This is a genomic window from Paradesertivirga mongoliensis, from assembly GCF_024436395.1.
Lineage (GTDB): Bacteria > Bacteroidota > Bacteroidia > Sphingobacteriales > Sphingobacteriaceae > Paradesertivirga > Paradesertivirga mongoliensis.
The window spans coordinates 508,831-533,497 of the sequence record NZ_JAFMZO010000001.1; the positions used below are offsets into that span (position 1 = coordinate 508,831).

21 protein-coding genes are annotated in these 24,667 nt (G+C 41.9%); 7 read left to right on the forward strand and 14 right to left on the reverse strand.

What is annotated here, in order from left to right; genetic code table 11:
- Positions 1 to 63: 63 nt before the first annotated feature.
- The 9 genes from J3P43_RS01935 to upp all read right to left on the reverse strand — a co-directional run bounded on the left by J3P43_RS01935 (position 64) and on the right by upp (position 9,792).
- Positions 64 to 2,175 carry a peptidylprolyl isomerase gene (locus J3P43_RS01935; RefSeq protein ID WP_255898437.1) on the reverse strand — a complete coding sequence of 704 codons (2,112 nt, stop codon included), beginning with the start codon at positions 2,173 to 2,175 and terminating at the stop codon, positions 64 to 66.
- A 91-nt stretch (positions 2,176 to 2,266) separates the two neighbouring features.
- A complete protein-coding gene (lptC, locus tag J3P43_RS19630; protein WP_255898439.1) occupies positions 2,267 to 2,833 on the reverse strand; it encodes an LPS export ABC transporter periplasmic protein LptC in 567 nt (188 codons plus the stop codon).
- Between the two features lie 4 nt (positions 2,834 to 2,837).
- Entirely contained in the window at positions 2,838 to 4,127 is a 1,290-nt protein-coding gene (bamG, locus tag J3P43_RS01945) for a BamG family beta-barrel-assembly machinery protein (protein WP_255898441.1), read from the reverse strand.
- The gene (locus J3P43_RS01950) at positions 4,120 to 4,863 is read right to left on the reverse strand and encodes a type III pantothenate kinase (RefSeq protein ID WP_255898443.1); all 744 of its coding nucleotides are present in this window, start codon (positions 4,861 to 4,863) and stop codon (positions 4,120 to 4,122) included. The genes bamG and J3P43_RS01950 overlap by 8 nt, the downstream gene beginning before the upstream one ends.
- A gap of 423 nt (positions 4,864 to 5,286) precedes the next feature.
- Entirely contained in the window at positions 5,287 to 6,264 is a 978-nt protein-coding gene (locus J3P43_RS01955) for a DUF6427 family protein (RefSeq protein ID WP_255898446.1), read from the reverse strand.
- A gap of 75 nt (positions 6,265 to 6,339) precedes the next feature.
- Entirely contained in the window at positions 6,340 to 7,329 is a 990-nt protein-coding gene (locus J3P43_RS01960) for a glycosyltransferase family protein (protein WP_255898448.1), read from the reverse strand.
- 15 nt (positions 7,330 to 7,344) lie between these two features.
- Positions 7,345 to 8,193, reverse strand: coding sequence for a UDP-2,3-diacylglucosamine diphosphatase (locus J3P43_RS01965; protein ID WP_255898450.1), 849 nt, complete (start codon positions 8,191 to 8,193; stop codon positions 7,345 to 7,347).
- Between the two features lie 75 nt (positions 8,194 to 8,268).
- Positions 8,269 to 8,958: a YjjG family noncanonical pyrimidine nucleotidase gene (locus J3P43_RS01970; protein WP_255898452.1), complete on the reverse strand. Its 690-nt coding sequence runs from the start codon at positions 8,956 to 8,958 to the stop codon at positions 8,269 to 8,271.
- A 192-nt stretch (positions 8,959 to 9,150) separates the two neighbouring features.
- Positions 9,151 to 9,792 carry a uracil phosphoribosyltransferase gene (gene upp, locus J3P43_RS01975; RefSeq protein ID WP_255900163.1) on the reverse strand — a complete coding sequence of 214 codons (642 nt, stop codon included), beginning with the start codon at positions 9,790 to 9,792 and terminating at the stop codon, positions 9,151 to 9,153.
- A 195-nt stretch (positions 9,793 to 9,987) separates the two neighbouring features.
- Here upp and uvrB point away from each other — a divergent pair, with 195 nt between their 5' ends.
- From uvrB to J3P43_RS02000, 5 genes are all read left to right on the forward strand, one after another.
- Positions 9,988 to 12,027 (forward strand): excinuclease ABC subunit UvrB, encoded by a 2,040-nt coding sequence (gene uvrB / locus J3P43_RS01980; RefSeq protein ID WP_255898454.1) that lies wholly within the window; start codon positions 9,988 to 9,990, stop codon positions 12,025 to 12,027.
- 58 nt (positions 12,028 to 12,085) lie between these two features.
- Complete coding sequence (locus tag J3P43_RS01985; RefSeq protein WP_255898456.1) at positions 12,086 to 12,283, forward strand: YwbE family protein; 198 nt, start codon at positions 12,086 to 12,088, stop codon at positions 12,281 to 12,283.
- Positions 12,280 to 12,780 carry a cupin domain-containing protein gene (locus tag J3P43_RS01990; protein WP_255898458.1) on the forward strand — a complete coding sequence of 167 codons (501 nt, stop codon included), beginning with the start codon at positions 12,280 to 12,282 and terminating at the stop codon, positions 12,778 to 12,780. The genes J3P43_RS01985 and J3P43_RS01990 overlap by 4 nt, the downstream gene beginning before the upstream one ends.
- Before the next feature lie 81 nt (positions 12,781 to 12,861).
- Entirely contained in the window at positions 12,862 to 13,119 is a 258-nt protein-coding gene (locus tag J3P43_RS19635; protein ID WP_369414766.1) for a DUF4834 family protein, read from the forward strand.
- A 175-nt stretch (positions 13,120 to 13,294) separates the two neighbouring features.
- Positions 13,295 to 15,775, forward strand: coding sequence for a YfhO family protein (locus J3P43_RS02000; protein WP_255898462.1), 2,481 nt, complete (start codon positions 13,295 to 13,297; stop codon positions 15,773 to 15,775).
- 70 nt (positions 15,776 to 15,845) lie between these two features.
- Here the strand turns inward: J3P43_RS02000 and J3P43_RS02005 are convergent, their stop codons facing one another.
- Both J3P43_RS02005 and J3P43_RS19640 read right to left on the reverse strand, forming a co-directional pair.
- The gene (locus J3P43_RS02005; RefSeq protein ID WP_255898464.1) at positions 15,846 to 17,276 is read right to left on the reverse strand and encodes a LamG domain-containing protein; all 1,431 of its coding nucleotides are present in this window, start codon (positions 17,274 to 17,276) and stop codon (positions 15,846 to 15,848) included.
- A gap of 81 nt (positions 17,277 to 17,357) precedes the next feature.
- A complete protein-coding gene (locus J3P43_RS19640) occupies positions 17,358 to 19,385 on the reverse strand; it encodes a glycosyltransferase (RefSeq protein WP_369414767.1) in 2,028 nt (675 codons plus the stop codon).
- Between the two features lie 92 nt (positions 19,386 to 19,477).
- Here J3P43_RS19640 and J3P43_RS02020 point away from each other — a divergent pair, with 92 nt between their 5' ends.
- Complete coding sequence (locus tag J3P43_RS02020; protein ID WP_255898466.1) at positions 19,478 to 20,419, forward strand: class I SAM-dependent methyltransferase; 942 nt, start codon at positions 19,478 to 19,480, stop codon at positions 20,417 to 20,419.
- Here J3P43_RS02020 and J3P43_RS02025 read toward each other — a convergent pair whose 3' ends face one another.
- The 3 genes from J3P43_RS02025 to J3P43_RS02035 are packed head-to-tail and all read right to left on the reverse strand — an operon-like array spanning position 20,420 to position 23,091.
- Positions 20,420 to 21,328, reverse strand: a complete 909-nt coding sequence (locus J3P43_RS02025; protein WP_255898468.1) for a glycosyltransferase — start codon at positions 21,326 to 21,328, stop codon at positions 20,420 to 20,422.
- A 41-nt stretch (positions 21,329 to 21,369) separates the two neighbouring features.
- Positions 21,370 to 22,092 carry a class I SAM-dependent methyltransferase gene (locus J3P43_RS02030; RefSeq protein ID WP_255898470.1) on the reverse strand — a complete coding sequence of 241 codons (723 nt, stop codon included), beginning with the start codon at positions 22,090 to 22,092 and terminating at the stop codon, positions 21,370 to 21,372.
- Between the two features lie 6 nt (positions 22,093 to 22,098).
- Complete coding sequence (locus J3P43_RS02035) at positions 22,099 to 23,091, reverse strand: glycosyltransferase (protein ID WP_255898472.1); 993 nt, start codon at positions 23,089 to 23,091, stop codon at positions 22,099 to 22,101.
- A gap of 46 nt (positions 23,092 to 23,137) precedes the next feature.
- On the opposite strand from J3P43_RS02035, the gene J3P43_RS02040 reads away from it, so the two are divergent.
- Complete coding sequence (locus J3P43_RS02040) at positions 23,138 to 24,664, forward strand: lipopolysaccharide biosynthesis protein (protein WP_255898474.1); 1,527 nt, start codon at positions 23,138 to 23,140, stop codon at positions 24,662 to 24,664.
- The last annotated feature ends 3 nt before the right edge of the window (positions 24,665 to 24,667 follow it).

A 24,667-nucleotide genomic window follows, 5' to 3' on the forward strand; every position in this document is an offset into this window, starting at 1 on the left:
TACAGTTATATAACAAAAAAACCGGAAGATTATTTCTTCCGGTTTTAATTTAGCTAATTTCTGTTAAAAGAAACGCAACCGGTTATCTTTAATTTCGGCCTTATCTTTTAATATTTCAAAAAACTGACTTTGAGCTCTTTGAGAAACTGATTGCAGGATCTGCTCTTTCTGTTTAAACGTATTTGTGAGAGGTGCAGGAGTGGAGAAGCCATTCACTTGTACCACATATACACCGCTCTCTCCCTCAATCGGTTTTGAAAGCTTATTTACCTGCGATCCAAATACTGTCCCTATAACTTTATTCTCTTGTCCGCCGCCCGGTATGATCGGATTGGCAAAAACAATGTTCTGTGCAGGCTGTACCGGCTTCTTAAGTTTTTGAGCCACCTGGCTGATAGAAGACGAGCCGTTAAGTGCTTTCTCCATTTGTTCGGTAAGCATTTTTGCTTTCACGCGGTTGCGAACCATCGGCTCAATATCTTTCTTCACCTTCTCAAGCGGCAAAATGCCTTTCTCGCGAATGTCTGTCATTTTTGCCACCACATATTGGTTACCAAGTTCGTAAACCTTATCCGTTACATCTCCTTCTTCAGCTTCAAAAGCCCAGCGTACTAACTCACGTGGATTTTCGAGTCCCTGGATAGAAGGCTGTGAAGCCGAAACATTTTCTGCTTTTTGAACAGCAAGTTTACTTCCGGCAGCCTTTTTATCGAAATCCTTAGCATCGTCAGCCGCGCCAAGGAATTCTGAGGCCTGGCGATAGGCTTGCTGAAGTGTCTCGCTGCTGCTTCTTACGTTCTTATCTACGATCGCCGCCTTAACTACTTTAGAGGCGCCTACCTGTTTGTCAATACGGACAATATGCACTCCAAACTGGCTTGTCACAACTTTCAAGTCTCCTGTTTTACCGTTGAAGGCAGCCTCTTCGAATGCCGGAACCATGGCTCCTCGTCCGAAAGTGCCTAAATCGCCACCCTGTGACTTAGAAGGGTCGATGCTGAATTTAGCGGCCATTTCTGCGAAGCTTGTGCCTTTGCGGATCAAAGCCAGAATAGAATCGGCTTTGGCTCTTGCCTTATCTAAACCGCCCTCGGTAGCCGGATTTAATAAAATATGGCTTGCTTTTACAGAATCGGGGCTGATCTTGGCGTCTAAAACTTTTGCAACTTTGAATGCTCCGCCAGTAAATACCGGCCCTACGATTGAACCAGGGGCAGCGTTAAACACCGCCGAATCTAAAGCCGGGTCTAACTGACCTTTCTTCACGTAAGTAAGAGGTGTTTTAGTGTCTGCGTTTATAGCTACAAAAAGAGAATCGTTAGTGGTTGTCCTTAAATCAGCTGCAATTTTGTTGATTGCTGCACGAACCGCAGCCGAGTCAGCTTTAGAAGGATTAGCATCAAACACGATATAATCAAATGCTCTGGTTTCTTCACGGTTTCTAAAACGCTTTTTATTTTCGTTATAGTAATCGCTGTAGTCACCATCTGTCAGAGTTACTTTATTATCGGGAATAGAAGCGTAGTCTAAATTCACATAACTGAAGTTAGCTGTTTTATTACGCTGTGAATAATCCTCTCTTGCTTCAAGGGACGTTACATACACACTGTTTTTTACAAGGTTATTGTATTTTTGAAACAGCCTGTCGCGACGGATAGAAGTTAAGAAATTGCCCCACTGCTTACCGATATCGCTATTAGGTCCCTGCATTTTCACATTATCCATGAAACTGGCGATCTGGCTGCGGTTGATTTGTCCCGTTGCAGGATCAGCGAAAGCCTGAACCACCTGCGCGTGCGGATTACTTCCGTGGATCATGTCGTTCAGCTCGGTTTTACTTACCTGCAAACCTAAACGCTCCACTTCTTTGTCGACCAATATTTCAGATATAGTTTGATTCCAGGTATTTTCTACTACATAGGCGCTCATCTGAGGATTCAGCTCTCCACCCATTTGCTGACGGAAATTTGCTTCGTTTTGATCAACTTTAGCTTTAAACTCCTCGTAGGTAACAGCTTCACCGGCTACTTCACCCACCTCGTTTGGATTGCCGCCCCATGTAGAACCACCGCCCATTTGAACTGCATCACCTAACAAAAATGCAAAAAGCGCAAAACCGATTGCTGCTATCAGGATAACTCCTGCACGGTTCCGCAAAAAACCCATTATTCCCATATGTTCTAGTATTCTTTCGTTTTAAAAGAGGGCGCAAGATACAATTTTTTAAAAAAAATTATAACATAAAAGCAGGCCTTAAAATTCATTATTAATGTGTTAGCTTATTCCCCGTAGCAAGGGTTCCTGTGGCGTTTTGAACGATGGGGTTGTCGAAATTTTGATCGCTTTCGAAACTAGTACCATTAATGGAGGTGCCGTCGGGTTTTGTAATATTTACTAATTGGTTGGAGTAAAACACCTTCCTCTTTTCGTCGTAAAAAAGCTCCTCAGATTTCAACACATCGCCTTTCTGGGTCGTAACTACTACATTTTTCCGTAGTTCTATCAGCTTGCCGTTCTCGCGACTGTAACCATGATCTGCTGTTATACGACTGCTTTCCTTCTGATTTTCATCGTAAAAAATAGCCGTGAGGCCATTTGGCATTTCGTGATACGGATTAGCAGCTTTATGATTTAATAGTACGGGAGTTATCAATTTACCCTTTACTACCGCAGAATCGCTTATAATGATTTCTACCCCTTTCGAGGTATCGACTGAAATATTAAGCGTTCGGGAGGAGATCTTTTCAATTTCCTTCAGATCATTTTCGCAGGATACGATCAAAGCCGATCCGACAAGGCATAATGCAGCAGTATAACGTTTAAAAGAGCGCACACCCTTAGTCAAATTTGTATTTCTGGAACCACTGGTCGTTCATGGTAAAACTTAGAAAGAGGTTTACATAACGCTCGCGAACCAGATTATTCTTCAAACTACCGCGCTGACCCAATTCCGTTCCGAAGTTGATCTTATAGAAAGTGGAACGGTTTGCCGGAAGAGGCAATCCGAGACCAAAAGTGAAAGCCATTTGCTTAATATCCTGATTCTGCAGATTGATATAAGTTTTATCGTATTTAAAACCGAAGCGATAGTCTACAATATTAAAATAGTTTCCTACTGAGCTGATATCGGGTGTAACCTGACCACCTATTGCAATTCCGGTGGAGTTCTGCAATCCGCCGTTAACCCCTCCTTCACTATAGTTTTTCCACTGCCCTAAAGACACATCGGCTCCGATAAGCCATTTGTTTGGACGCTGGAAGGCAAATCCGATTGTATGCATCATGGGCAGCTGGATCTTTGTAACATCGTTTTGCTTAAACTCGGTAGTATCCACCGAAACGCCGCCAACTCCGGAGTTGATATCTTTGTAATACCTGGTGGTAAGAAGCTCTGCCTTAGATCTGACTTTTGAATTTGAACTTCCGGAATATCCCAGTATAAGCGAAACCTTGCTGTTTACCGGCGCCTCGTACTGAACACCGTAATCAAAGGTCAGACCCGAAATTGAAGTACTTGACTGAGTACGCGAATTAAGGAAAGCCACGTCTTCATATTCAGCAGCTTTGCTTTCGGTAAGTTTACCAAACAGAAAGGAAGCATTCGCTCCAACACTCAGCCGGCTCCCTATCTTGAAACCGTAGCCCAGGTAAGCTTTCGAAATGCCGCCATTTGCGCTGTAAACGTAATTTACCGGCTCAGCATTAACAAAACCATCATCGGTGAAGTTGTAGCCTTTGCTGCTGTAGGGCACTAAGCCGAAACTTAAAGCAGAGGTTTTAGTAACCGGAATTCCAAACACCAGGTGATTCAGCGAAGCATCGAAAGTTTTTTCTGAGATCTCTCCTTTGCTGAGGTTAGTCTGACTTCCAAATACGCCGATATCAAACGTGGTGATTCTTATAGCTGAATATGACGCAGGGTTGGCCAGGTTTATATTATTGTATAAGGAAGGTTTTCTTAAACCGGCAGATATTCCGCCCATCGAGCGATTTTGGGGCAGCTGAGAACCATTTAAATTACCAATCCCATACTGCGAATAAGGAGAACTGGTGGTGCTCTGAGAGAAACCCTGCAATCCGCCCAGAAGAAAGATGGCGACAATTATATTTTTTAAAATTCTAGTCATTGTTATAATGTATAACTTCATTCAAACCAATAAGTACCAAATGCGGCTCGGTTTTTAGAGTGTGGGCAAAGATGCTACTTTTCAATTCGGTATCAAAAAAATTAACATCGCCTCCGCAGAGTAACACTTTTATATCATTCCATTTTTTAGAAAACGAGTCAATAAAGCCCAGAGCCTCATAAATCACCCCTTTCTGGACTCCGCTTAATATGGCCGAACGGGTGTCATCTCCATATTCAGGATGCCTTTCCGGATTGGGATCAACCAAAGGCAGGCGCCCCGTAAACCTGTTCATTGCTTTGAAGCGCATTGAAATACCCGGACTTATACTCCCGCCCCGGTAATTTTTGCCGGCATCTATAAAATCATAGGTAATACACGATCCGGCGTCAATTACCAAACAATTTTGGTTTGGATAAAGCGCCTCGGCTCCTATCACTGCTGCGTACCGGTCGAGGCCGAGGGTTTCGGGTGTTTTGTAATGATTAATGACTTTTGTAGACGTTAATCCGCTGAAGCGCTGATAATTTACCCGCTCCTTTAAAAGCGCTTCAAACTCCTCAACTTCGGCATTTACGCTGGAAATTACCGCATTGTCGACGGGTTGCTCATCCAAAAAATTGCGCAGGTATGGCGGACTAAAGTTATCAATCTGTAAAAAGCTGCTCAGCTTCCGGTTATTGAATATGGCCAGCTTTGAAAAAGTGTTACCAATATCGATAACCAGATTTGTCATTACGCGTGAACAGTTTTAAGGATCGATATGTTCTCTGATACACATGTATTGTCCTGATCGCAATTGGACCAGACGAGAACTACAACTCCGAACTTCATGATACAAAACTATTTAATTTTTAAGTTCTAATGAGGTTTATTTTGTTAAAAAAGGTTAAGATGATGTAAACAGAGAAGAAGGAGATTAGTAAACGAGTCGGCTCGGCGGCGGGTGTACTTCCGGACCACAGAACCACCTCTTGATCCCCTTCCCGAATGTGTCCGGGACAGGCTCTTAAAAAAAGAAGGGGTGGAAAGCGCACTAGGCGGGCAGGCTACAGAATACATTACGTTTTTGCGCGCTCCTTTTTTCCGGCTCTTAGCAATTTGTTATCTTCAATGCAATAAAAGATGATTAAAATTCTCTAAGGCATCAGCAATCAACCTAAAAAAATTGAAAAAACATAATACATCCCACGAGGACCAAATACAAACTCTCGTAAAACCATCTTTTATTCGACGAAATAAAATAGAAGCCCATAAACACCGCCGTTGCCGGCACTGCAAGCATAAAATGATACACCTGATACTTGGAAGCAATAAAGAAGGATAAGAGAGAAAATATCAGGATGAAAAAAAGCAATAAAAAGGCTTTCCGGATATGCACATAACTCCTGTAAAGCTTCTGTTGTAGAGATATGATAGATAAAAAGAGGATCAGGGCGAGCGGGATCAGCACCAGATAATTATAAATATCAATATGAACTAACTTAAATCCAATAGCCAGAGGCACTTCAAATTTCTCCAGTCTCTCGAACGAACCGGTCCAGTAATAGGCTACGGCGATAAAGAAATATACCATGGCAAAGCCGATGATCCCGGCGATCCACTCCCGCCAGTTAAAAGGCCTGAAAATGATCAAACAGATCCACAAAAGCAGCATCATCGCTACGAAAGGAAGATAAATAAGGGAGCCAATGGCCACAATCATGCCCAGATCGAACATAGTGGATAAGGCTGATTCTTTCCGGTGAATACTCAAAAATTTCTCCAGCATCCAAATTATCAGGAAATTACAAATCAGGGCGGGTGTTAACACCAGAAAATGCACCAGAAGGCTTGAACAGGTAACGTACATCAGGGCCGGGAGAAAGGAATGCTTGCCGAGTAAATTATATTCGTTCACTATAGAATTGAAGATCAGCGCCTGTATCAGCGTAAGCACCAAAGCCAGGACAAGATTAGTTTCTACAGAGAACAGATTTTCTGTCGGGATATTGAATAACACAGAGGCATACGACTCGAATATAGAAAAATCAAGATGCTGCGGTGGGTCTAAAAAAATCCCCAGTCGCAGTAATACTGCGATTATACCAAGGAGTAATAAATTAACGAGACTTAATGTTCTGAACAGACTGATCATGCCCTACCATGCTTTTCTTTGCAGGACAATATTAAAATAAAAAGCCGGCGGATTAAAACAATCTGTTCAGTAAAATCAGGCAGAGTATTTTTCAACCATATCGGCAACGATGTCTGAAGTGGAATCGGGGAAATGAACTGAAACTTTATCGGGACAGTGCAGCCAGGATTTTACTCTAGGGATAAAGTCGTCGTCGAGGCTATAAATAACCGGAACACCCATCTGCTTTATCGCTTCGGCATTGCACAATTGCTCATATTGGTATTTCATTGGCATCACCAGCACTTTTTTGCCGAGATACAAAGCCTCAGCAGGCCCTTCAAATCCCCCTCCGGTGAGCAGTCCGGATGAATTGGCAAGACTTTTATTGTATTGCTGATTGTTGATCGGTTGCACAAAAACATTCTTATCGGTATACGTTCGCTTAGAATGCTTTGAGAACACTTCCCACCGTACTTCGGGAATTCTTTTCAGGAAATTTACCAGGAGGTTATCATGGTAAGCCGGTAAATAGACGGTAATATGCCCAAAATCGTTTGTTTCGAGGCTTCTGATCTCGCTGCGGATAACCGGCGTATTGATAAAACTGTCGTATGTTTCAAAATGGAATCCTATTTGATGCGTGGTGGGAGCATAGTGTTTGAAAACCCACTCCTGCCAGTGAAAAGTATCTTTCGGCCGCGGAGTGTTCTTTGACAGGAAGGAAGCCTGATGGCTCAGCGCTACGCTTGGACGACCCTGAAGTTTACAGGCCCAGGCAGTAACCGGTTCAAAATCATTAATGATCAGATCATATTCGCTCAAAGGCAGCGAACGGATATCGCGCCACAACCTTCGAAGGTTCATGGTTTTATAGGTTTCCCAATGGTTTACGCTCCCCTTTTTTCCAAAAATATAGCTGAACCCATGAAAACGATACCGTAATGGGCAATTGAGCAACACATCGGCCTGTGTACCGCTCACTAATAAATCTAACTCTCCGTATTGCTTAAGCAAAGGCACAATCTCTCTGGCCCTGCTGATATGGCCGTTTCCTGTCCCTTGTATTGCAAATAGTATTCGCATAATGATGTTGTAATACTAAACAGATTCTTCCAGAAAGTGTGCAAATAAATTTTTCATACTCAGTTTTGAGCTTAGATCCTCTTCGTCCGAAGCGTCTGTTTCTATCTCGTCGGTGATGAAATTGGCCGGAATATATTTAAAAATTGTCCATTCGCCATCATTATATTCCAGCGATGTTAAATTTTCAACCCAATCGCCGGAGTTGAGATACATCACCCCGCCTTTACCGTTTTCAATGATCCGCTTTTCCGTTTGGTGAATATGCCCGCAAATAACAAAATCGTACCCTTTATCGATCGCCAGATCTGCTGCGGTTTGCTCAAAATCGTTTATAAACTTAACGGCGTCTTTAAATCTTGCCTTTATTTTTTTTGAAAAACTGAGCTTTTCCTTTCCCAGAATCGACAAGCACCAGTTAACAAAACTGTTCAGCAAGATTAAGGAATCATATCCGATTGCACCTAATTTTGCAAGCCATTTGGAATGCTGCATGGTAATATCAAACACATCGCCATGAAAAACCCAGGCTTTTTTACCATCAAGTTCGAGAACCAGCTTGTTTATGAGCTTGAAGCTTCCGATATCCAGTTCGGCAAACTTACGAAGCATTTCATCATGATTACCCGTCAGGTAGTATACAGGTGTGCCCTCTGAAATAAATTTCATGATACGCCTGACAACCTTCATATGAGATTCGGGCCAGTATGACTTGCTGAACTGCCAGATATCAATAATATCCCCGTTAAGGATCAAGGTTTTGGGTTTTATGCTTTTCAGGTAGCGAAGCAATTCTTTGGCATGGCAGCCGTAGGTACCCAAATGAACATCGGAAATAACTACCACATCTACGTCGCGTTTGGGCATACTCTTGTTTCGCACTAAAATGCGTCACAGATATTAGTAAAAAGTTAAGAATTGATTAAGGAATGCCCGGGCTGTTTAAAGAATTTCGATTAACTCATTTAAACTGTTAATCTGCCTGGCTACATCGGCAGGCACCTCCTTTTGCAAGGGATTGAAATAGATCGCTTCCATTCCAAAACCGATGGCTCCGCGGATATCGGCCTCAATACTATCGCCTATCATAATACTTTCTTCTTTACGTGCTTTTGCAGCATTAAGAGCGAATTCGAAGATGGCTTTATCGGGTTTGTTTATTCCAACTACTTCCGATATCACGATATTTTCGAAATATTTAGCCAGGCCGGTAACCTGTATCTTCAATTCCGTCGACTCTTTGAATCCGTTAGAAATAAGATGAAGCGTATATTTCTCTTGCAGGTAGCTTAGCGTTTCATGGGCTTGGGGAAAGAGATTGGTCTTTGTAGGACAAATACGGACATAATCCTCTTCAAATTTCTTTGGAATGTCTTCTGCTGCCAAACCCAGCTCGAGAAATGTGGTACTGAAACGGGTGGTACGAAGATGCTCCTTGCTGATCTTTCCGGTATGATAATCGGCCCAAAGCAAATGATTATTGCGCGTATAGGTTTCGATAAAAGTAACGGGGCAGGAAAGACCTAAGCTCTCTAAGGAATACTGATGATAGAGCTCATGAAGAGTCTCTTCCGCATTTTTGTCGAAATCCCAGATGGTATGGTCTAAATCAAAGAATATATGACGGAGCATGAGAAGGATGTGCAAATGAGAGAATGTGCAAATGTGCAGATTTCCCGGCAAACGAAATTAAGTGGATTGTCAAATGGGCAAAAATTTTAGATGGGCGCATTTTGGATATGCGAACGATGTTAGCTGTGCAAATCTTTATGCACCACGCATTCATCTGCATATCTGCACATTACCTTCATTTGCACATCTATTCTATTCCCTCACCCCGAACGCCAAATCTCCCGCATCACCCAGCCCTGGAACGATATACGCTTTGGTGGTCATTTCTTCATCTATCGCACCCAGCCACAGTTTCGCTTTGGGTAAATTTGCTTTCACATGAGCTATCCCCTCGGCACTGGCTATAATCGCAACAATGTGCAACTGCTGAATGCTATACTGGCTAAGAAGTTCTTTACAGCAGGCAACCATACTTAGTCCGGTGGCCAGCATCGGGTCGGAAAGGATAACAATTTTATTGTTTAGATCGGGCGTGGCAACATACTCCTGTTGAATGATAAAATCTCCGCCTTTTGTCGGCTTTCGGTAGGCAGCTAAAAAAGCAGAATCAGCCTTATCGAAAAAATTAAGCAGTCCCTGATGCAGAGGTAAACCCGCTCTTAAAATTGTTGCTAAAACAGGTTGTTCTTTAAGGATAGATACTGTGGCAGTGCCTAAAGGCGTTTCAAACTCTGTTTCGATGTACTCGAGCTTTTTACTTATTTCATAGGCAAAGATCTCTCCTAAGCGTTCAAAGTTTCTGCGAAAGCGCATACTGTCCTGCTGAATCTGCGCATCGCGTAACTCTGCTAAAAAATTATTGCCAATGGATGGTGTATTGCTGAGTAGAAACATCCTTATAAAATTAGCGTTTTTAAAAATAAGATTAGCATTGGTTTCATTAAAACCAAAATAGTTCTTCTTAAGTTTGACTTTATCTAACATGTTGCTTTTGTTAGATAAGGTTTGTACGGGGATCCACCAGGTGGTTCCCCTTTTTTATCTGCCCAACACACATCATAAGCGTTCAATTTGTAAATTTGGTTTCGCATGGATTTTAAAATATTATCAGAATATCAGCCTGCCGGCGATCAGCCCGAAGCCATCAGGCAATTAGTCGAGGGCGTAAGAGGCGGCGAACATTACCAGACTTTACTCGGTGTTACGGGATCGGGCAAGACCTATACGATTGCGAATGTGATCGAACAGACACAGAAACCTACCCTGATACTGAGCCATAATAAAACATTAGCGGCGCAGCTTTACGGCGAATTCAAGCAGTTCTTTCCGGAGAATGCTGTGAACTATTTTGTATCCTATTACGATTATTATCAGCCTGAGGCATATATAGCGAGCTCAAATACGTACATCGAAAAAGATCTGCAGATAAATGAAGAGATTGAGAAACTGAGGCTGCGAACCACTTCATCATTAATGTCTGGCCGCCGCGATGTGATCGTGGTATCATCCATATCCTGTATTTATGGTATGGGGAACCCGGAAGATTTTTATAACTCGGTTTTTAAATTTGCGGTGGGAACCCGGATTACCAGAAACGCCTTTTTGCACCGTTTAGTTGAAATTCTCTACTCCAGAACAACTGCCGATTTCAGAAGAGGAACCTTTAGGGTCAAAGGTGATACGGTAGATATTTATCCTGCTTATCTTGACCATGCCTACCGTGTTTCATTTTTTGGCGATGATATTGAAGAGTTAACAGCGATTGATCCGGCTACGGGTAAAACGCTGGAAAAGATGACCCACATGGTTGTTTATCCCGCAAACCTGTTTGTTACGCCTCGCGAACGTTTTAACGAATCGGTCTGGGCTATCCAGGAAGAGCTCGAAACACGAAAAAAGCAGTTTGTAGACGACCAGCGTTATCTCGAAGCCAAAAGGCTGGAAGAGCGGGTTAACTACGATCTGGAAATGATTCGTGAACTGGGATATTGCAGCGGGATAGAGAACTATTCTCGTTTCTTTGACGGCAGAACCCCCGGAATGCGGCCATTCTGCCTGCTTGATTATTTCCCTGAAGATTATTTGATGGTGATTGACGAGAGCCATGTTACCGTCCCCCAGGTTCGTGCCATGTATGGCGGCGACCGCTCAAGAAAGTTGTCGCTGGTTGATTATGGTTTTCGATTGCCTGCTGCCCTCGATAACCGCCCGCTTAATTTTGAAGAATTCGAAAGGCTTGCTCCTCAAACCATTTATGTAAGCGCCACTCCGGGCGATTATGAGCTGGAACAAACAGGCGGCGTAGTGGTGGAACAGGTTATCAGGCCAACCGGATTGCTGGACCCTGTTATCGAAATCCGACCCGTAATTAACCAGGTAGATGATTTGCTGGACGAAGTAGATAAGACCATTAAATTAGGCGACCGGATCCTGGTAACCACCCTGACAAAAAGGATGGCCGAAGAACTTGCCAAATACATGGATCGACTCAATATAAAAGTACGCTACATTCACTCAGAAGTAAAAACACTAGAGCGGGTAGAAATATTGCGGGGACTACGCCTCGGCGAGTTCGATGTGCTGATCGGTATAAACCTTTTACGGGAAGGGCTCGACCTACCTGAAGTATCCCTGGTAGCGATTCTGGATGCAGATAAAGAGGGCTTCCTGCGTTCTGAACGTTCATTAATTCAAACGATAGGGCGTGCAGCACGTAATGACCGCGGACGTGTAATTATGTATGCTGATACCATTACTGAAAGCATGCGAATAACTATACAGGAAACCAACCGTCGCCGGGAAAAACAAATAAAGTACAACGAAGAACACGGAATAACGCCAAAAACCATTGGAAAATCGCGTGAAGCTATTATTGAACAAACGTCAGTAGTCGACTTTAAAGGCGGAGTTCAGAAAGTGTATGTGGGTCATGAAGGAGCCGATAGCATTGCCGCAGATCCGATTGTACAGTACATGACCAAACCCGAGCTCCAAAAAGCTATTGATAAAACCAAGAAAGAAATGCTTGCCGCAGCAAAAGGAATGGACTTTTTGATGGCTGCCAAACTGCGTGATGAAATGTTTGCGTTGGAGAAAATGATGGAAGAAAAGTTTGGGAAGAAAGGGTAAGGAGGAGAAAGGTGAAAGGTGGAAGGTAAAAGCAAAAAGGTAAAAGGTAAAAGGTGACATGAACGGACAAAACAGAGAAGATATATATCCAGGCTTGGAGGTTGATATTATATTAAAAAAAGATCAGCGAAGCGGCAAATTAACCCGTGGTATAGTGAAGGATTTGCTCACCAGTTCCTCATTCCACAGTCGTGGGATTAAAGTGCGTTTGGAAGACGGGCAGGTTGGACGCGTAGCAAATATCGTCGAGGAATGAACTATACGGCATGTTACTTTGTCAACAAGCTGGGGCTGCAGGCACATCCGGAAGGAGGCTACTTTGCAGAAACGTACCGGTCGGTCGAGCAAATCTCATCAAGAGCTCTTCCATCGCGATTTATCGGCGACAGGAATATTTCAACGGCTATCTATTTCTTATTAGAAGGACATCAATTTTCGGCTTTTCATCGAATTAAGTCGGATGAGCTTTGGCATTTCTATTATGGAATACCGCTTATGGTTTACATCATACATCCGGATGGCCAACTCGAAACTTTAAAAATTGGGAATGATCCTGAAGAGAGTTGCCTTTTCCAGGGCACTGTAAAAGCCGGATGCTGGTTTGCTTCCAAGCCAATAAATGAATCAGGATTCTCGTTAGTAGGGTGTACTGTTGCACCGGGTTTCGACTTTAACGACTTTGAATTGGCCAATGAAGAGCTGATTCAACGTTTTCCGCAGCATGGCAATTTGATAGCCGGGCTTATCCGCTAATTATCACGAAAGTGTAAGCTTGCTCGGACGACTGAAACATTTAATTTTTTTTATAGTCATATTTGTAGCGATTTAATAGCAATGCCATTACTTAAGTTTTTAATTATAACAATCCTTGTACTGTGGCTTATCCGAATGATAGCCCGCTTATTACTACCCCTTTTATTTAAAAAAATGGTGAGTAAAGTCCAGGAACAGGTAAACAATCAATATCGTCAGCAAGAATCACCCCGCCGCCCGACGGGAAAATTAAGCGTAGACTATGTTCCGCCAAAAGATAAGGAAGCACGTGCCGCTGACAAAGCCGGCGACTTTATTGATTTCGAAGAGCTGAAATAGCGCTCTCGCCTATTATTTCCCAAAGAGTTGAACGAAACTTAAGTCGCCTTCCTGTTGTAGACATGTTTATTCATTAGGATATTTGCAGGCATCTGCACATCTGCACATTTACGATTTTGCACATTTATTAATCCCATCCTTTTTCCTACTTTTGGTTTCTTCAAAATCGAAATAAATGAATAATTGGTTCAAAAATAATGGTATTCACCTGGCTATCATCGGGATTTTTATCGCTTTATGTTTTGCTTATTTTAGTCCGGTAATACAGGGTAAATCTTTATATCAAAATGATGTAAGGCAAGCTCAGGGCGGACAGAAAGAAATAATGGATTACAGAGCCAAAGACGGCAAAGCTCCATTGTGGACCAATTCTATGTTCGGGGGGATGCCAGCCTATCAGATCTGGGCAGAATACCCCAGCAACGTTACCAGCTATATTATTTCCTTTTTCAAGACGATTTTCCCGACTCCGGTAGACACCGTATTGCTTTATCTGCTTGGGGCATATTTGCTGTTTTGTGTTTTGCGGATACATCCCTGGCTTGCCGCTGCAGGAGCCATCGCATTTGCATTCTCATCTTATAACTTCCAGATTCTTGAAGCAGGGCATAGTAATAAGGCCCTTGCAATAGCCTTTTTTGCCCCAATACTGGCGGGTATCATATTGACTTTACGCGGTAAATACTTGTTGGGTAGCCTTTTAACAGCTTTCTTTCTGGCACTGGAAATCAGGTCGAACCATATTCAAATGACCTATTACCTGTTTCTTGCCTTGTTAATACTTATTGGAATTGAGATTTATCATGCCGTTAAGGCAAAGACAACGACCGGCCTGTTCAAGTCGTTTGGATATCTGGCTGCTGCTGTAATCATCGCGGTAGGGGTTAATGCAGGCTCCTTGTGGACTACCTACGAATACGGCCAGGAAACCACCCGAGGCAAGTCAAATCTCACAGCTGAAAATGCAAGTCAGCCCGCAGATGGCCTGGATAAAGAATACGCCTATGGCTGGAGTCAGGGCATCATGGAAAATATTACCTTTTTGATTCCGAATGCTTATGGTGGCGCTTCGGGCGGCGAGCTGGATGAGAAATCGCACGTAGCTAAATTACTTGTTGAAAAAGGTATTGCCCCCGAACAAGCTGCCGGAGCGGCACGGGAAATGCCCACCTACTGGGGAGAAAAAGCTTTCACCTCGGGTCCATTCTATTTCGGAGCAATTGTCTTTTTTCTTTTTGTTGCTGGTCTGTTCATTGTTAAGAGCCGGATAAAGTGGTGGATCCTTTCTGCCTTTGTGCTAACGCTATTTCTATCCTTTGGAAAGAATTTTCCGCTTATTTCAGATTTGTTTTTCAACTATTTCCCTCTCTATAATAAATTCAGAGCGGTTGAATCGATTCTTGCGGTTACTGGCCTGTTGGTACCAATGCTAGCCATTCTTGCAGTCAAAGAAGCTGTGTCCGGCGAGCAGGATTCAAAAACCTTAATGAAAGGCCTAAAAACTGCTCTGTATATTACGGGTGGCATCATACTGGTAGTGTTAATCATGCCAACCCTATTGCTTGATTTTAAAACTTCCAACCACGATGAGTACATCCAGCAATGGGTACAACGGGTAGGCGACCAGGGTCTTGCTACCGAAATTGTGAATGCTTTAGTAAAAGACAGAATTAGCATGGCCCGTGCAGATGCATTCCGCTCACTCATATTTGTTCTTATCGGAGCTGGCTTATTATGGGCTCTGATCCAAAAGAAAATTACGGCGCAGCTTGCTTTTATGCTTTTTGCCGGAACAATATTGGTAGACATGTGGACTGTTGACCGTCGTTACTTAAGCAACGAGAACTTTACCGATAACCAGCAAATACAGGAGCCGTTCAGGGCTCGCCAGGTTGATGAACTGATTAAAAGGGATCCGACTTTAGGATACCGGGTATTCGATCTTACCACAAATCCATTTTTAAGTGTTGATGCTTCGTATTTCCACCATAGTTTGGGTGGTTATCATGCAGCTAAGCTTAAAAGATATCAGGAACTGCTTGATAAACAATTCAGCGCTTCTATAAATGAAGATGTTCTGGACATGCTTAATACCAAGTACGTGATCACCAGATCTGAAGACGGCCAGTCTGAGCGGATACAGAACCGCGAGACTGCGGCAGGTCCGGCCTGGTTTGTACCAGGCATCAGATGGGCAAAAACTGACGATGAAGAAATGGCCGGATTAAACAGCTTCGATCCTAAAAAAGAAGCTATCATCCATGAAGAATTTAAATCGCTGATTGATGCGAAAAAAGTGGGCGTACCGGTAAATGCCGATATCAAATTGATTAACTATCACCCCGACCATTTAACATACGAGTATTCGGCCGCAAATGACGTGATAGCGGTGTTCTCAGAAATCTGGTACGATAAAGGCTGGAACACGTATGTAGATGGCGAAAAGATCCCGCACTTCAGAGCGAACTACGTTCTTCGGGCGGCTCAGTTGCCAGGCGGCAACCACAAAGTGGAGTTTAAATTTGAACCGACATCCTATTATACAGGAGAGACCATTTCGTTGATCTGTTCGATATTACTAATAGCAGGATTGGCTTTTGCGATATTTGTGGAGGTGAGGGGAAAGAGGAATACGGAACTGGCTCCGAATACGTAAATCCGAGCTCCATATAAAAAACAAAAAGCCCAGGATTGGCATCCTGGGCTTTTTGTTTTTTTGTTTATTATCACTCTTCTCCAGGAGCACAACCGCCGGATGTACTACTGTAAAACTGTTTGATTTCCTGGGAACTTAAAGCCCTGCCATATATTCGGAGATCATCCATAGCACCTTTGTAATAATACATGTTCGTGGGTTGATCTTTACCGATGTAAAGCATTGCAGATATATTCCCATTAGGACTTAATATACCATTTGATGTATTGTTAAGTTCTCCGTCGATGTACAAGCTGAGAGTTTGCGCGGATTTATTATATACACCTGTTACCATATGCCATTGGTTAAGGGTAACAACTGTAGTGCCCACTGCATTGTTACTTCCGCCCCCCGGGCCATAAAACAAAGGCCCGGTAGCAGGGCTTGCATAACCACAAACACTCCAGCCCCAACCGTTATTTAGACCCGTAATATGCTTGCTTAATATATTCGATCCATATGAAACATTGTAAGCATCCATTTTGACCCAACCATTTAAAGTGAAATCTGTGTTGTTTAAACGGAGCTTCATGTTATCCGCTACCGATGCATAACTACTTATACCATCAAAATATAAAGCACCCCCAGCTCTGCAAAAACGGTCGGCTGTAGGAGACAAATTATGGAGACTTGCAGTATTGCCATTATTGGAGTGGTCTTTACCATCACCATCAAAAGGCCAGTAAGCAATTAACTCATTAGACTGCGGTTTGCTTGCATCATGAAGTTCCTTTATCCCAGTGCTGCTTATCGCTTTCGAATAAATACTTATATCGTCTAAAGCTCCCTTAAAATGGTATTTGTTTGTAGGCTCATCCTTACCGATAAATAAGGAGGCAGAAATAGCCGCGTTAGGACTGGCTATTCCACTAACTACATTATCCAGTATCCCATCCAGGTATATACTTAGTTCTTGGGTGGACAGCCTATATACCGCAGAAACCATATGCCAGTCATTGAGACTTACCACCTTTTTTCCAACCGCATTAACGCTTCCTCCGCCGGGTCCGTAGAATCCAGGTCCGGTGGCAGGACTAGCATATCCGCAAACACTCCAGCCCCATCCATTATTTGCACCTGTTATGTGCTTGCTTAGGATATTTGATCCGAATGACGAGTCATAAGCGTCTAATTTTATCCATGCATTTAATGTGAAATCAGTGTTACTCAGACGAAGCACCTTGCTATCGGATATTGAAGCATAACTGTCTGTGCCATTAAAGTACAATGCCTTGCCAGGCTGTCCAAATCTATTCGCGGTAGGCGTTAGATTATTAAGACTTACATGATGTTTATAAATTGAAGTGTCTGTGCCGTTGCCATCGAATGCCCAGTAGGCTATCAAGTCTGAGGGCGTTTGATCGGAGTCATCCGTGGCGTCCGATTTGTCACAAGAACTAAAAGAGCTTAAAAGTAAGCCGCCAAATAACAAGTAGAAGAGGTGTGATAGTGATTTGTTCATGTAAGGTTTATGTTTGATTGTTCAGGTCCTGTTACAGGATTTATTTTGAAAAAGTTCAACAAATTAACAAAAAATATAATGTTAATCGTTTGTCCGCCTGTTTTTTAGGTAATAGGAAACCAACCTTATCGAAATTATAAAATGATTGAAAAGGTTAGGCACAACGCCGTAATACTTCGAAAAAATCTCAAATCGTTCCTTTAGACTTTGGCGGTGTTTCTTTTTGGACATCCCACCAACCAGATATTTAGCGACATATTGCTTTGTATTCACTACTTTTTTCGAACGCCTCAACGCATTCAGGATCCATTCAATATCAGCACTTAATTTGTAATTGGTATTGTAAACTGACGTGATAGCCCGTCGGATATAAATCGCCTGGTGGCTGACGCTCATGCCGTATTTAAAGCTTGACAGGCTTAACGTTTCGGGGGCTTTATGCCTTCTCTGGCCCAGACTTCTCCAGTTTTCATTATACATTTCGGTCTCACCGTAATATATATCTGCATTTTTCCCAGACGCGAAAACGGCTTCCACGGTGCTCTCATCAAATATCTCATCTCCTGAGTTCATAAAAAGTACATAATCGCCGGTGGCCAGCGCCAGTCCTTTATTCATCGCGTCATAGATCCCATTATCTCTTTCTGAAATTAATTTCGCAATCCTGCTCTCATATTTCCGGATAACTTCTAAAGTGCCGTCAGTAGAGCCGCCGTCAATAATTATATACTCTATGAAGGGGTACGTTTGATTAAGTACGGATAGGATAGTCCGCTGTATATCCTTTACGTTGTTATACACCACGGTTATAACAGATAGGCTGGGATTCTTTAGAGAAGGGTTTTCACCTTGGTTCAAAAGTTCTTTATACAGACTAATGTGTTGATCAGCAATTACCTGCTCCGAAAACTTTTCGACTACAGTTTGTCTGGCGGCTAATTCAAGTTCCTTAGGTTCCGTGTGATTGAAAATCCAGGCAATTCCATTAGCAAAGTCATCGGCAGACTTATAGGATGCCAGGTAACCATTCTCCTGGTGCTTTACCATATCAGGTATTCCACCGGTTGTGAAAGCAACTACCGGGGTTCCGCAGGCGAGGCTTTCCATCACCGTATTCGGGAGATTGTCTTCAAGAGATGGGGTGAGAAACACATCGGCTGCACTATAACAAACTGCCAGCTTTTCGTCGTTTGAGATAGTTCCCAGAAAAGTAGTTTTGAAAGGAAAATCCGGAACGTTCTTTTCATCTCTATTACCAAAAACAATCAGTTCTGCTTTATCAGGATCAATAAGATTCCTGGCGATCAGTATCTCAAGCGCTTCGATAAGGAAAGGTGTTCCTTTATGTAAATCTTTACGGGATGGCATAAAGCCGCTAAGCATAATAAACTTATCCGCATTCAGGCCCAGATATTCCTTTGAGGAGCTTTTCGACGAAGGGAAAAAGACATCTGTTTCCAAAGTATTGGGAATTACATGAACATCAGAAGTACCCAACAACTTACTTCGGTGTACGGAAGTTCCCATCCATTTACTTGGAGCCACCACAGAAAACTTTAGTTGCTCGTAGACCTTATTTTTAGCCAGCCAAATTTTATGGGAGAGATCATTTGCATGTGATTTCTTTAACAAAGGGCAGTTGCCGCACTCATTCTCAAAATGATTACAACTGTATCGTACATGACAACCGCCGGTAAACGCATTGCTGTCGTGAAACGTCCATACTATAGGTTTATTCAGTTTCGCGAGTTTCGCCAGATCTCTGGGACGAAGAAAGCCGTGGTTTACCCAATGAATATGAATAATGTCGGCTTTTAAAAGAGCCGGATGATTGGATATATCCCTCCCCCAGAGAGGTACGGAAAACGGAATTTTGAGCTTTTTTGCGAAGGCAGACGACACAAAACGTTCGAACAAGATCCCAAAGGTGGTTAATGCTCTATTGACAATGCCCTCTGAGAAATTTTTTATTTGTGGATTGTTACCAAATTTATAATTAGCCCAAACTTCAGACTGGACACCCTGTTGCGACAGTGCCTTATCTAAGCGCAGGCAAGCTCTGCCTGCACCGCCATTCCCATCATACGTATTTAGATGTACAACTTTCAAACTTGTCAAAAATACAAATAAGGACGGAAGCCGTCATCCTTAATCCGCGTAATCACATTTTTTAAATACTTTTGACAAAAATTCAGATTTACATGGCAGTGATAAGCCCGTTAACGCAGAAAGATAATACCGAACTTATTGAAGAAATAAAAACGTCTGATCTGGTTCGTCTCTATAAAAAGCTGGGGTTCTCTGAACTGAAAGAACTTAAACCCCATGAGACTATCGGCTTATACCGCTGCCTTGACACCGATCTCCGGTTCTTCTTTCCGCAGGCAACCGGCGAGGCAGAATTTTATGAAACACTGCAAACTTATGATTGGTACTATCTTGAAGGAAAAAGCGAATACCTGTATGCGGAATCACTCATCAATAAAGGAGACAAAGTTTTAGATGTAGGTTGTGGCAGAGGCCAGTTTGGGTCACAACTCTCGTCAAAAGCAGATTTCACCGGCCTGGAATTTAATGGTGAGGCTATAAAAAAAGCCCAAATCGCCGGATTGAATGTAATTAAACAATCTATTGAAGAACACGCTGTTGAAAATGAAGGCAGATACGATGTCGTTACATCTTTCCAGGTTCTTGAGCATATAGGCAATAGCAGAGATTTTATTCGGGCTAGCTTAAGCGCTGTTAAGCCGGGCGGCAAGCTGGTAGTGTCTGTGCCGAGCTATGATTCCCTGGTATCCGTTCAGTTAAATAACACATTGAACTTACCTCCTCACCACATGAGCTGGTGGTCTGACACAGCCCTGGAGAGCCTGGCTGACCTATTCAATATGGAATTAATCGCCATTCATCATGAGGAATTAGATACCGCTCATAAACAGTGGTATAGCTTTTTGTTGATTGCTGAGGTCTTAAAAAAGATGCTAGGCTTTAAATCGAGCAGAAAAGTGATTGATACCTCACTTTCTCTGAAACTAATACACGGAGTTGCTAAAGTTTTAAGCCCATTGTTAGCCAAGGGGTTGATTGACAAACGAATGACGCCTTATGGTCATTCGGTTACAGCGGTGTACCGGAAGAAGTAATTACCTGTTAAAATTAGAAAGTAACTGATTGAGATAACGCGCACCTCTCTGGAATAGAGTGCCCTTTCGGTTGTTAAGGAAGGTCTTCACAATCTCGAACGCTTTTTTATCCTCCTGTATCATTGTTGGAAACTGTGTTACAGGACTGCGATTCACTGTTACCTTATAAATATCATTAATGCCGGAGTGTACGCCTGTTCCATCGTGCCCGATATTATCTATCAGGGATTTTGAAGGATAGAGACTTAGTCCCTTTTTTAGAAACACCGAGGCATACCAGCGAATGGCCCAGGAATTATTCTTCCCGGCTTTAAAATGACGCATGTGCTTCCAGTAATTCATCGCCCCCTCCATCTCAAACTCGTATTTAGCCCTTGAATCAAATTGGTTCATCAACCTATCGATATCAGGCTCGAAAGCCTTCCATGCCCGATCCCAGGTTGCCCATCCCCAACTGCTGGTAGACCGCAGAAAGAACGTTTCAGGAAGATCTTCATCGTTCAGCGGATACATATATGCGCCAATGTGCATTACTTTTTCTTCGTTCTCGTAGCGCTGAAGAGCCGCGTTAAAGTATTGGAGCGTGTAAGGTGAAGAGATTAAGTCGTCTTCAAATACAACGACTTTTCCGTATTTATTACAAAGCTTGGTAACCCCGGTGATGATGGAGTTTGCGAGGCCCAAATTCTGTTCACTATGAATAATCTCCACCGACTTAAAGCCCTGAATGCCCTTTATTAATTCCCTTACCTCTGCCACCGCAACTTCATGTCCGGGCTTCGCTCCATCTGAGAAAATAAATAAGCGCGATTCGTCTGCCAGCAGATTTTGTTGGAGAAATTTCAATGTCCTTCGGGTATGCTCTGGTCTGTTATAAACGAATAATGCAATTGGAGCGAAATTCTGCATTGGTATTACTTCTTAAACAGTCTGCTGAAAATTTATCGGGCCTATAACGCTTCGTAATAATATCTTAACTCAGAAGCATCCTTTAAGTTTAGAAGTTCTTTTCGATTCTGGTCTAAGTCGCTATAGTTCAGATTTTGAATTTCTTCCATAGAGAAAGAAAGCATTTCCTCAGCCTTGTCTTTAGAAATGTAGCCAATACCATAATCGCAATTGAACACAGCAATCTTTAAGTCGTCTCTTCTCGAACGTAGTTCTACGACAGCTTTCCATACATCACCATTCCATTCTCCGGTCCAACCAAGAGGAGGGTTTTTTCTGATTTCAATTGGCGAATAGCCACGAGTTGCCGCTGCTTCGGAAGCTGGATTGCAATCGTGCATTAAAATCACCCCACCCGGATTCAAAAACTTCAAGGCATTTTCGACGTCGATCACCACTTGCTCGTAAAGGTGCAAACCGTCGATAAATATTACATCAATTCCACCGATCTCTTTTAAATAGTCGGAGTGCTTAAGAAAAAACTCGTCACTAGTAACTTCAAAAAACTTATTTTTAAAATTCGCTGTATTACTTAAATAAGCCTTGATTTTTTTTGAGGGCTTAATAATAAAATTTGGGTCTACAGCTACCTTTTTATCCGCCTTTATCTTGAAAAAGCACAACCCGGTTTGAACACCGATTTCTACGTAGTTAACCGATGACTTCTTTTTCTTTATTCTGTCAATACAAGCTTGTATTATGTGATATCTTTTTACTTCTTCCATTATTTATTAAAATTCTTTTTTACCTAGCTTCCCAGCCAGTCCGTCATTCACAGCTTCTAACAAAGCATTAAACACTTTCCTCTTTGAACTGCAAATGCTAATTATGTATAATCCCGTCAAATATATATTCTTATTCACCTTGAACAGATAATTATTTTTAATTGCCTTTTTATTGAAGTATATCATGTTTCTCACGTGATAATACGTCCTAAAATTCCAGTTATCTAACAGAGCAGACCTAAGCAGCCGGTTCTTATAACCCACTCCTTGAGACTTGTCAATATCGATAATCCGGCAAGACGGAATAAGCCAGATTTCACCCCCTTTTTCTGTTATTCGGTAAGTAAACTCTGTGTCGTCTACATATAAATAAAAGGTTTCGTTTGGAAAACCGATTTCCTTTATAACAGATAGATGAAATAATAACCCCCCATAAGGAGCAAAAGGAATTTTTGAATCTTCTAAAGCCAATCCACTCTTAGATCGGTCCCTGGTCTTTTTGATCTGATTCGATATGAGCCGAGAAAGACTGAAGCCGAGAAAGTTGTTTGGAACCAGGTAAAAACGATAAGGGTCTTCTCCCTGCGCAATCTTTATATGTTGTGTTCTATCTTCCCGCAGACAAAACAATGCTTTCTTATTACTGTCTCCTGGAATAGATTGCCACTTAACCAGCAATTCTTCAAGACAATTTTCCGCAGGTAAATTGTCATCATCTAACAGCCAAATAAAATCGACATCGAGCCTGGAAGCATATTCAATTCCTTTTTTATACCCTCCGGCCGACCCAAGATTTGTCTCCTGATTTAATAGTGTGTATTTCTCGTTTGATATTTTGCTAATGCAGTTTCCCACATCATAATCTGAGGCATTGTTTACAATAACTACACTGGTTACATGAGACAGGTCTTGGACCTGGCTTAGTACCTGACTTAAGAATTTCCACCTGTCCCCATAAGTAACCGTAACTACGCAAACTTTATATTCTATCTTTGACATCAGCATTCAAAAGTATTAATTAAGCCACAAGATTTAGAATCCATTAATGGGTATCATACAACAACAAACTATTAAAGGCACCTTTTACTCGTATTTAGGTATTTTTATTGGGTTTATTACCATCTACTTAATCCACCCGCATGTTCTTACGCCAGAACAAATTGGATTGATCGGAATCTTAACAACCTTTTCCCAAATGTTTGCTCAGTTCTCGATTCTGGGCTTTAACGGTACGGCTCGATATTTTCCTTATTTCCGGGATGAGCAAAAAAATCATAACGGGTATCTTTTTCTTCTCTGTATAGTTGCCCTAACCGGTTTCATTTTATTCGCTGGCTTATCCGTTGCTTTAAAAGATTTTATAATAAATCAGAAGGCACAGACATCTGCCATATTCAAAGATTATTATTGGTATCTCTTACCGCTAACCTTTTTCACACTATTTTTTAATATCCTTGATATTTATTCGCAAAGATTATACGATACCTTATCAGGAAGGATATTAAATGAGTTTGCAAAAAGATCCTTCATTCTTATAGCCACTTTATTTATAGCTTTCAGATTCCTGCCTTTTGATTCTTTTATGCAAGTATGGCTCTTGGCGAACATCATTCCAACTGTATTGCTTGCTCATCGGCTTTATCGTAAAAGACAACTTGTATTAAAGCCAAACTTTCAATTTATTGATAAAAGCCTTAGGAATAAACTCATCACTATGAGTTTATTTGCAATTCTTACCGGTTCGGCCCCGCTTTTAATTCAAAACATTGATTATTTTATGATCAATCAGTACCTGGGCTTAAGTGCCGCAGGGATTTATACTATAGCGTTTTATCTGGGAACAATAATAGCTTTGCCTGCACGCTCTTTATATTCTATCGCCTATACGATCATTTCTGAATCCTGGAAAACAAATGATTTCGAGAACATCAAAACTATTTACCATAAAAGCTGCATCAACCAATTAATTGCAGCTCTTTTTATTTTTATAGTTATATGGGCAAATGTAGATAGCATAATTGCCTTATTACCTTCCGAATATGCGGCAGGCAAGTATGTCATCTTCTTTATAGGCATAGCAAACGTGATCGATTCTGCTACTGGCACCAACGGAGTCATTCTTGCCACCTCTAAATACTTCAAGTATGATTCCCTATTTTATTTTAGCCTGATTGGAGTGGCTATTGGCGCTAACGTGCTATTTATCCCCATTTACGGTATTACTGGCGCTGCCATAGCGTTTATGGTTACCTTGCTTATATTTAATACTTTTCGATATCTCTTTATACTTATCGCATTCAAAATGCAACCATTTACCTACAAAAACCTGCTGATCATCATTATAGGTCTCGCCATTTACTACATATCCTCTTTTGTGCCTAATTTAAGCTTAACATCAAGTATTGTATTAGCAACCCTTTTGGATATAGGTATCCGGTCACTTTTTATAACAGTATTATTTTTAGGTATTGTTTATGGCTTTAATTTATCGGAAGATATCAACAGTACTTTAAGAGCTTACATGAATAAGCTTTATTCTACAAACACTGTAAAACACAAAAAGCTGCCTTAAAGA